7 protein-coding genes are annotated in these 8,279 nt (G+C 71.2%); 2 read left to right on the forward strand and 5 right to left on the reverse strand.

The features are described from left to right. Positions 1-93 precede the first annotated feature (93 nt). The gene (rpsA, locus tag ACFV6D_RS27980; protein ID WP_063347134.1) at positions 94-1,584 is read right to left on the reverse strand and encodes a 30S ribosomal protein S1; all 1,491 of its coding nucleotides are present in this window, start codon (positions 1,582-1,584) and stop codon (positions 94-96) included. 414 nt (positions 1,585-1,998) lie between these two features. Between rpsA and ACFV6D_RS27985 the strand changes: the two genes are divergently transcribed. Together ACFV6D_RS27985 and hrpB are read left to right on the forward strand one after the other, a co-directional pair. Continuing rightward, positions 1,999-2,853 (forward strand): class I SAM-dependent methyltransferase, encoded by an 855-nt coding sequence (locus ACFV6D_RS27985; RefSeq protein ID WP_380337935.1) that lies wholly within the window; start codon positions 1,999-2,001, stop codon positions 2,851-2,853. A gap of 106 nt (positions 2,854-2,959) precedes the next feature. Further along, a complete protein-coding gene (gene hrpB, locus ACFV6D_RS27990) occupies positions 2,960-5,491 on the forward strand; it encodes an ATP-dependent helicase HrpB (protein ID WP_380561526.1) in 2,532 nt (843 codons plus the stop codon). A gap of 41 nt (positions 5,492-5,532) precedes the next feature. Here hrpB and ACFV6D_RS27995 read toward each other — a convergent pair whose 3' ends face one another. The 4 genes from ACFV6D_RS27995 to ACFV6D_RS28010 form a co-directional block, all read right to left on the reverse strand. Next, positions 5,533-6,792 (reverse strand): hypothetical protein, encoded by a 1,260-nt coding sequence (locus ACFV6D_RS27995; RefSeq protein WP_380561528.1) that lies wholly within the window; start codon positions 6,790-6,792, stop codon positions 5,533-5,535. A gap of 129 nt (positions 6,793-6,921) precedes the next feature. Beyond that, positions 6,922-7,176: a DUF397 domain-containing protein gene (locus ACFV6D_RS28000; RefSeq protein ID WP_380561530.1), complete on the reverse strand. Its 255-nt coding sequence runs from the start codon at positions 7,174-7,176 to the stop codon at positions 6,922-6,924. Positions 7,177-7,195: 19 nt separating this feature from the next. After that, complete coding sequence (locus ACFV6D_RS28005; protein ID WP_380486509.1) at positions 7,196-7,327, reverse strand: DUF397 domain-containing protein; 132 nt, start codon at positions 7,325-7,327, stop codon at positions 7,196-7,198. Beyond that, positions 7,290-8,201 (reverse strand): helix-turn-helix domain-containing protein, encoded by a 912-nt coding sequence (locus ACFV6D_RS28010; protein WP_380561532.1) that lies wholly within the window; start codon positions 8,199-8,201, stop codon positions 7,290-7,292. Before ACFV6D_RS28010 ends, ACFV6D_RS28005 begins: the two co-directional genes overlap by 38 nt. Positions 8,202-8,279 lie beyond the last annotated feature (78 nt).

Genomic DNA, 8,279 nt, shown 5'->3' on the forward strand with positions numbered 1-8,279 from the left:
ACCCCCACACACCCCCCCCCCCCCCCCCCCTCTCCCGCGCCCCCCCCCCCCACCGTTCAGCTATGCGCCAGGTACTGGCAGCGGGTCAGAGCTTCAGCTCTGGCCGCCCGCCAGCTTCTCGCGCAGGGCCGCCAGGGCCTCGTCCGAGGCGAGAGCGCCGGAGCCCTCGTCGCTGCTGGACGAGTAGGAGCCACCGGCAGCGGCGGCGACAGCGTCGCCACCCTCGGCAGCGGCCTCGGCGTCGGCCTCACGGCTCTTGATGACCTGGGCCTGGTGCTGCTCGAAGCGGGACTGCGCCTCGGCGTACTGGCGCTCCCACTCCTCACGCTGCTTCTCGAAGCCAGCCAGCCAGTCGTTCGCCTCGGGGTCGAAGCCCTCCGGGTAGATGTAGTTGCCCTGGTCGTCGTACGAGGCAGCCATGCCGTACAGGGTCGGGTCGAACTCGACCTCGGCCGGGTTGGCACCCAGCGCCTCGTTGGCCTGCTTGAGCGACAGGCTGATGCGACGACGCTCGAGGTCGATGTCGATGACCTTGACGAAGATCTCGTCGCCGACCTGGACGACCTGCTCCGGGATCTCCACGTGGCGCTCGGCCAGCTCGGAGATGTGGACCAGACCCTCGATGCCCTCGTCCACGCGGACGAACGCACCGAACGGAACCAGCTTGGTGACCTTACCCGGAACGACCTGGCCGATCTGGTGGGTACGGGCGAACTGCTGCCACGGGTCCTCCTGGGTCGCCTTCAGCGACAGGGAGACGCGCTCGCGGTCCATGTCAACGTCGAGAACCTCGACGGTGACCTCCTGGCCGACCTCGACAACCTCGGACGGGTGGTCGATGTGCTTCCAGGAGAGTTCGGAGACGTGCACCAGGCCGTCGACGCCACCCAGGTCCACGAAGGCACCGAAGTTGACGATCGAGGAGACGACGCCGGAGCGCACCTGGCCCTTCTGGAGGGTGGTGAGGAAGGTCTGGCGGACCTCGCTCTGGGTCTGCTCCAGCCAGGCACGGCGGGACAGGACCACGTTGTTGCGGTTCTTGTCCAGCTCGATGATCTTGGCCTCGAGCTCCTTGCCCACGTAGGGCTGGAGGTCGCGGACGCGGCGCATCTCGACGAGCGAGGCCGGCAGGAAGCCACGGAGGCCGATGTCGAGGATGAGACCACCCTTGACAACCTCGATGACGGTACCGGTGACGATGCCGTCCTCTTCCTTGATCTTCTCGATCGTGCCCCAGGCACGCTCGTACTGAGCGCGCTTCTTGGACAGGATGAGACGACCCTCCTTGTCCTCCTTCTGGAGAACCAGGGCCTCGATGTTGTCACCGACGGCGACGACCTCGTGCGGGTCGACGTCGTGCTTGATCGAGAGCTCGCGGGACGGGATGACGCCCTCGGTCTTGTAACCGATGTCGAGGAGGACCTCGTCACGGTCGACCTTCACGATGACGCCCTCGACGATGTCGCCATCGTTGAAGTACTTGATGGTCTCGTCGATGGCGGCGAGGAACGCCTCGGCGTCGCCGATGTCGTTGACCGCGACCTGCGGGGTGGTGCTGAGGGAGGAGTCGGTGGGGCTCGTCATTAGGAAAAGGGCTCCGGTACGGACATGAAAGTCGTAGGTAATGCCACGCGGAGGGCCCGTATCGCTCCCACCGAAAGCCGGACAGCCAAGAACACGGCGCACCGGCATTCCCGCACAGCGAGAAATCCGGCGTCCGTCTTGCGACCGTGGGGTCTTCGACAGATGCGAGCGCGACCTGCTCCGTCTGAGGCGCGCAGGCCCGCAGCGCAACTTGTAGCATACGGGGACGGCCAGGCACGGTCAACGCCAAGAGCGGCAAGACGGTGGAGCCCGGTATGGATCAGGCCATATCCTCCGATTGCGCACCTTGCGGTGGCGCCCGAAGGGGGCCCTTCCCCGGATGCCACCGCCAGGATCGGGTCCTTGACGGGCCCGGTCTCGGCAGCGGCGCTTCCGCACTCCACACCCTACGCGATGGGCATTATCACCGTGGCCACCACCCCCCAGTCCGACCTGCATGATCTTGACGGCGACGGCGACGACGCGGTACGGCGCGCGGCCGGCACCGGGGAGAGCAGCCGGGCCAGCCGGCACTGGTGGGACCGCAACGCCGACGAGTACCAGGACGAGCACGGGGAGTTCCTCGGCGACGACCGCTTCACCTGGTGCCCCGAAGGCCTCGACGAGGCCGACGCCCACCTGCTCGGCGAGGTCGCGGACAAGGACGTGCTGGAGATCGGCGCCGGCGCCGCCCAGTGCTCGCGCTGGCTGGCCGGCCGCGGCGCCCGCCCCGTCGCCCTGGACATCTCCCACCGCCAACTCCAGCACTCCCGCCGGATCGACCTCGGCCGCGGCGCCACCCCCGTCGCCGTCGTCCAGGCCGACGCCGCCGTCCTGCCCTTCGCCGACGCCTCCTTCGACCTCGCCTGCTCCGCCTACGGAGCCGTCCCGTTCAGCGCCGACACCTCCGCCCTGATGCGCGAGGTGCACCGGGTACTGCGCCCCGGCGGCCGCTGGGTGTTCTCCGTCACCCACCCGATCCGCTGGGCCTTTCCCGACGAGCCCGGCGTCGAGGGCCTCACCGCCGCCTCCTCCTACTTCGACCGCACCCCCTACGTCGAGGAGGACGAGCAGGGGCGCGCCAGCTACGTCGAACACCACCGCACCATCGGCGACCGGGTCCGCGAACTCGTCGGCGCCGGCTTCCGGTTGACCGACCTGGTCGAGCCCGAGTGGCCGGCCGGCCTGGAGCAGGAGTGGGGCGGCTGGTCCCCGCTGCGCGGGCGGCTGATCCCCGGCACCGCGATCTTCGTCGCCGAACGGGGCTGACGCCTTGCCGAACCCCGCCTTGCCGAACCCCGCCTCGCCGAATGGGGCTGACGCCTTGCCGAACCCCGGCTCGCTGAACCCCGCCTCGCCGAATGGGGCTGACGCCTTGCCGAACCCCGGCTCGCTGAACCCCGCCTGGCGCGGACTGCCCGTCCGCAGCGCCCTGCCCGCCCTGCACGACGCGCTGGACGGGCCCGGCACCGCCGTCCTCGCCGCCCCGCCCGGCACCGGCAAGACGACCCTGGTGCCACTCGCGCTCGCCGGGCTGCTCGATCCCGAGCGTCCGACGCTCCGCGTGCTGGTCGCCGAACCGCGCCGGCTCGCCGTCCGGGCCGCCGCCCGGCGGATGGCCTGGCTGCTCGGCGAGGCCGTCGGCGGGCGGGTCGGCTACACCGTGCGCGGAGACCGTCGCGTCGGCCCGGAGACGGTGGTCGAGGTGGTCACCACCGGCGTGCTGCTGCAACGGCTCCAGCGCGACCAGGAGTTGCCCGGCGTCGACGTGGTCGTCCTCGACGAGTGCCACGAACGGCACCTGGACGCCGACACCGCGCTCGCGTTCCTCCTCGACGTCCGGGCGGCACTGCGGCCCGAACTGCGGCTGGTCTGCGCCTCGGCCACCTCCGACACCGAGGCCTGGGCCGAACTCCTCGGCGGCGCGCCGGTGGTGGAGGCGCACGGGGTCTCCCACCCGGTCGAGACGGTGTGGGCGCCGCCGCCGCGCGCCGTCCGGCCCGCCCACGGCACCCGGGTCGACCCGGCGCTGCTCGACCACGTCGCCGCCACCGTCCGGCGGGCCCTCGCCGAACAGGAGGGCGACGTGCTCTGCTTCCTGCCCGGCGTCGGCGAGATCAGCCGTGTCGCCGGACAGCTGTCCACCGTGGCGGCGGACGTCCTGCAACTCCACGGCCGCGCCCCGCAGGCCGTCCAGGACGCCGCCCTCACCCCCTCGGACGGCCGCCGCGTCGTCCTCGCCACCGCCGTCGCCGAATCCTCGCTCACCGTGCCCGGCGTGCGGATCGTCGTCGACGCCGGGCTCGCCCGCGAACCGCGCACCGACCACGCCCGCGGCCTCGCCGGGCTGGTCACCGTCCGCGCCTCCCTCGCCGCCGCCCGCCAGCGCGCCGGCCGTGCCGGGCGCGAAGCCCCCGGCACCGTCTACCGCTGCTGGAACGAGGCCGAGGACGCCCTCGCCGCCCGCTTCCCCACCCCCGAGATCGCCCTCGCCGACCTCACCACGTTCGCTCTCCAGGCCGCCTGCTGGGGAGACCCGGACGCCACCGGCCTCGCCCTGCCCGACGCCCCGCCCGCCGGGGCGATGGCCGCCGCCCGGCAGACCCTCCAGGCCCTCGGCGCCGTCGACACCGACGGCCGGGCCACCCAGCGCGGCGTCCGCCTCGCCCGCACCGGGCTGCACCCCCGACTGGGGCGCGCGCTGGTCGACGGCGCCCCTGCCGTCGGCGCCCGTCGAGCGGCCGAGGTCGTCGCCCTGCTCTCCGAAGAACCGCCGCGCGCCCTCGGCGACGACCTCGGCGCGGTCTGGCGGACGGTCCGCTCCGCCAGCGACCCGTACGCCGGCCGCTGGCGCGAGGAAGTCCGCCGCCTCCTGCGCGCCGCCGGCTCCGAACCCGCCACTCAACTACCCGACACCACCGCCGCCGGCCTAGTCGTCGCCCTCGCCTTCCCCGAACGCATCGCCCGCGCCCGGGTCGAACGCCCCGCCCCCGGCGAGCGCAGCCCGTACCTGATGGCCTCCGGGACGGCGGCCGAACTCGCGCCCGGCACCGCCCTCGGCGCACTGCCGTGGCTCGCCATCGCAGCCGCCGACCGCCCGGCCGGCTCCCCGTCCGCCCGCATCCTGCACGCGGCGGCACTGGACGAGGACACCGCCCGGCTCGCCGGTGCCTCGCTGCTCGAATCCCGCGAGGAAGTCCACTGGGACACCCGCCGCGACGAGGTCGTCTCCCGCCGGGTCGAGTCGCTGGGCGCGATCGAACTCGCCGAGAAGCCGCTCAACCGCCCCGACCGGGCCCTCGTCCGGACGGCCATCCTCGAAGGCCTGGCCCGCGAGGGCGTTTCCGCCCTCCTCACCTGGCCCTCCCCCGGCCTGCGCGAACGCCTCGCCTTCCTCCACTCCGCCATCGGCGCCCCCTGGCCGGACGTCTCCGACGCCGCGCTGCTGGAACGCGCCGACGAGTGGCTGGAGCCCGAACTGTCCCGCGCCCGCCGCCGCGCCGACCTCGCCCGCATCGACACCACGGCGGCGTTGCAGCGTCTGCTCCCCTGGGCCACCGGAGAGGCGGGCCGCCTGGACGAGCTGGCCCCCGAGCGCATCACCGTGCCGTCCGGCTCGAAGATACGAGTCGACTACAGCACCGAACGCCCTTTCCTCGCCGTCAAGTTGCAAGAACTCTTCGGCTGGACGGCGACCCCCGCCCTGGCCGCCGGCCGCGTCCCCCTCACCATCCACCTGCTGTCGCCCGCCGGGCGCCCCGCCGCCGTCACCGGAGACCTCGCATCCTTCTGGCACAACGGCTACCGCGCCGTCCGCGCAGAGCTGAGAGGCCGCTACCCCCGCCACCCCTGGCCCGAGGACCCGTCGACAGCGGAACCCACCCGCCGCCTCAACCCGCGGAACTGACACCCCTCCTCGACGGGGGGGGTTCCCCGCTCGTGCTGCCGTCAGGAGATCGAGAAGCCCATCTGGCTCACCACCGGCGTCATCGGCACGTAGAGCACCTGCGCGTAGCAGGTCGTCGAGTGGGCCGTCGATCCAGCCGGGCAGCCGACCGCCGACCTTCCGGCCACGATCACGCCGCGAGCCTCCATGTCGCCGTTCGCGCCGGACGGGTTGGCGAGTGCGGGGCCGCCGCTGTCACCCTTCGCGCCGATCGCCCGTCGGTCACCACCCTTCGACTCCGCGACGTCCACCGGCTTGATCTTCGTCCCCTCGTCGTTCGTCGTCTCGACATCGACCTTCTTGACCTCCACGTCGCACTTCCACCCCGACTGGGCGCCGCTGAGGCAGACGAGGTCCCCCACGTTGTTGCGTCCGACCCCGTACGTGCGTCGCGACGAACCGCCGCTGTCCGACCAGGCACCGTCGTAGAACCGGCCGGCGCCGTTGCCGTTGATCCCGATCATGCCGACGTCCAAACCGTCGCCGATCGCGTACAGGTCGCCGATGTAGCCGCTGGTGCCGTTGTAGTACCGGCCGCTGCCGCAGTGTGCGGCGGTCAGCAGCACCTTCGTCCCGTCCTTCCAACCGCTGAACGCGGTCGAGCAGAACGAGGCCTTGCCCGTGTTGACTTCGGCGCCCGCGTAGTACGGCGCGCTGTCGGAGTGCCGGCTGCCGGACAGCGCTGCCGGGATGCCCTCGACGGTGGCCGTCACCGGCATCCCGGCGATCTCGGCGGCCGTCCGGGAGTACGCCTGCTCGGTCGTGGCGCCGCCGGTCGGCCGGGTCGCCGTCGTCGGCACGTACGTGATCGCGATGGCGGCGCCGTCCTCCTGCGGGCCGATCGACGTCCATGTCTCGGGCGCCACAGCGGCGGTGAACCGGTCGATCGCGGCGCGCATCTCCGCACGGGAGTAAGGGCTTTGGTGAACATCGACGGTGTAGCCGGGGCCGGCGTTCGCGTCGAGCAGCGCCCGGACCTCGGCCGGGGCCTCGCCCTTCCAGTAGATGTCGGCGCGCTGGTTCGACGCGTCGATCACGGTCCCGGCGTAGCCGTCCGCCGCCCGGTCGCCGGACTCCACCCAGTCCTGCACCGGGTCCGTCATGCGGTGGAGCTTCTGCTGGGCCTGCGGGTCGCGGAGCACCGGCAGGCTGACCGACGGGACCGGCCCGTCCTGCCCATCCGGCGCGGCATCGGCGGCGACGAGGGCGGAGGCCGTCACGGCGGACAGGGCCAGGGACAGCAGGAGACGGGAGCGGCGCATACGCGGTCCTTCGACGAGGCTGGCGGGCCAACACCCAGCGTAGGGACCGATCCACGTTTCGCCTGGTCAGAAGGCGCGTTTCGGGTGGCGGCAGGCGCACGCGGCAGGCGACGCGCCCCCGTCAACAAATCACCGCTCCGGGAAGTCACCGGCCTGGACGGAGGAGAGGAAAGACGTCCAAGCAGAGGCCGGGAAGACGAGCACCGGCCCGTGCGGGTCCTTGGAGTCACGCACCGGGACGCCGCCCGGAAGAGATCCGAGGGCCACCTCGATGCACTCGCCCCCATCGTCCCCGCTGTAGCTGCTCTTGCGCCACGCGAGGGCCACCTCGATGCACTCGCCCGCGTCGCCCGCGCTGTAGCTGCTCTTCCGCCAGGTCACCATCGCCAGCTCCTCGGAGGTCTTACGCTAGGAAGTCGCCCTCACGGACGGCCATCACGAAGGCTTCCCAGGCGGCGGCCGGGAAAACGAGGGCCGGGCCCTGCGGGTCCTTGGAGTCACGCACGGGGACGAGGCCTGGGAATCCGGGGGCCACCTCGATGCAGTCTCCGCCGTTGGGAGCGCTGTAGCTGCTCTTCCGCCAGACGGCTCTGGCGAGCTCGTTTCGCGTCATCCTTGTACCCTTCCAGCGCATCACGGATCAGCGCAAGCGAGTTACTCCCTGGGAGTACCTCACTGCGAAGCCGATCATAGACGCGCCGGTGTGCAGCGACGACTTCCGGATCATTGCTCGGATGCCCTCGATCCAAGCTCTCCGAGTAGACGTAGTTCTGCCCGTCGGGCATCTCCAGTAGAACCATCGACGTGGGGATGACGGTCCTACGGTCCGCGAACGGCGCGATCTCAATGATCACGTTCGATAGCTCTGAGATGGCCAGCAGGTGTTCCATCTGCCGATACATCACCTCGGGCCCGCCGATGACCGTCCGAATCGTACTTTCGTCAAGAACAGCCAGAAGTAAGGGGCCGTCCTGCACGAGGAACCGCTGCTGCCGAGCCAATCGTGCAGTCGTTCGCTCCTCAATCAGCGCTGTCGAACCACCAGCCGCAAACAGCCCCTGCGCATACTCCCGACACTGCAGCAAGCCATGCATGTATCCGCGCTGGTAGACACGGGCACCGAGCGCCTCGGACTCCATGTCTGCATGGGTCTGAAACCAGTCCGGATGTTCAATCCCGGCGTTCCAGTCCACCTTCCCCCAGATCCGCCTCAACGCACCGCCCGTGTTGAGCAGTTCATCGGCCTTCTCCACCAGTTCCGGCGGCATGCGGCGCTGACCGGTCTCGTACCGGGTGATGTTCGTCCGGCTGCAGTGCAGCAGCTTGCCCAGCTCTTCCTGGGTGTAGCTGGCCAGCTCCCGGTAGAACCGCAGCTCCTCGCCGAACAGCTCGGCCGAACTGACCGTCAACTCACGCCTGAACCGCCGATGTGCCACAGCCGGCCCCCTCACGCACCACGTGCCCCTGGCACCCGATTTCGACCATCA

The sequence above is a fragment of the Kitasatospora sp. NPDC059812 genome (genome assembly GCF_042732075.1).
Taxonomy (GTDB): domain Bacteria; phylum Actinomycetota; class Actinomycetes; order Streptomycetales; family Streptomycetaceae; genus Kitasatospora.

Excerpts from the sequence above, each read along its gene's own strand:
- rpsA (WP_063347134.1), bottom strand. The coding sequence starts at position 1,584 with ATGACGAGCCCCACCGACTCCTCCCTCAGCACCACCCCGCAGGTCGCG.
- ACFV6D_RS27985 (WP_380337935.1), top strand. The coding sequence starts at position 1,999 with ATGGGCATTATCACCGTGGCCACCACCCCCCAGTCCGACCTGCATGAT.
- ACFV6D_RS28000 (WP_380561530.1), bottom strand. The coding sequence starts at position 7,176 with ATGGTGACCTGGCGGAAGAGCAGCTACAGCGCGGGCGACGCGGGCGAG.
- ACFV6D_RS27995 (WP_380561528.1), bottom strand. The coding sequence starts at position 6,792 with ATGCGCCGCTCCCGTCTCCTGCTGTCCCTGGCCCTGTCCGCCGTGACG.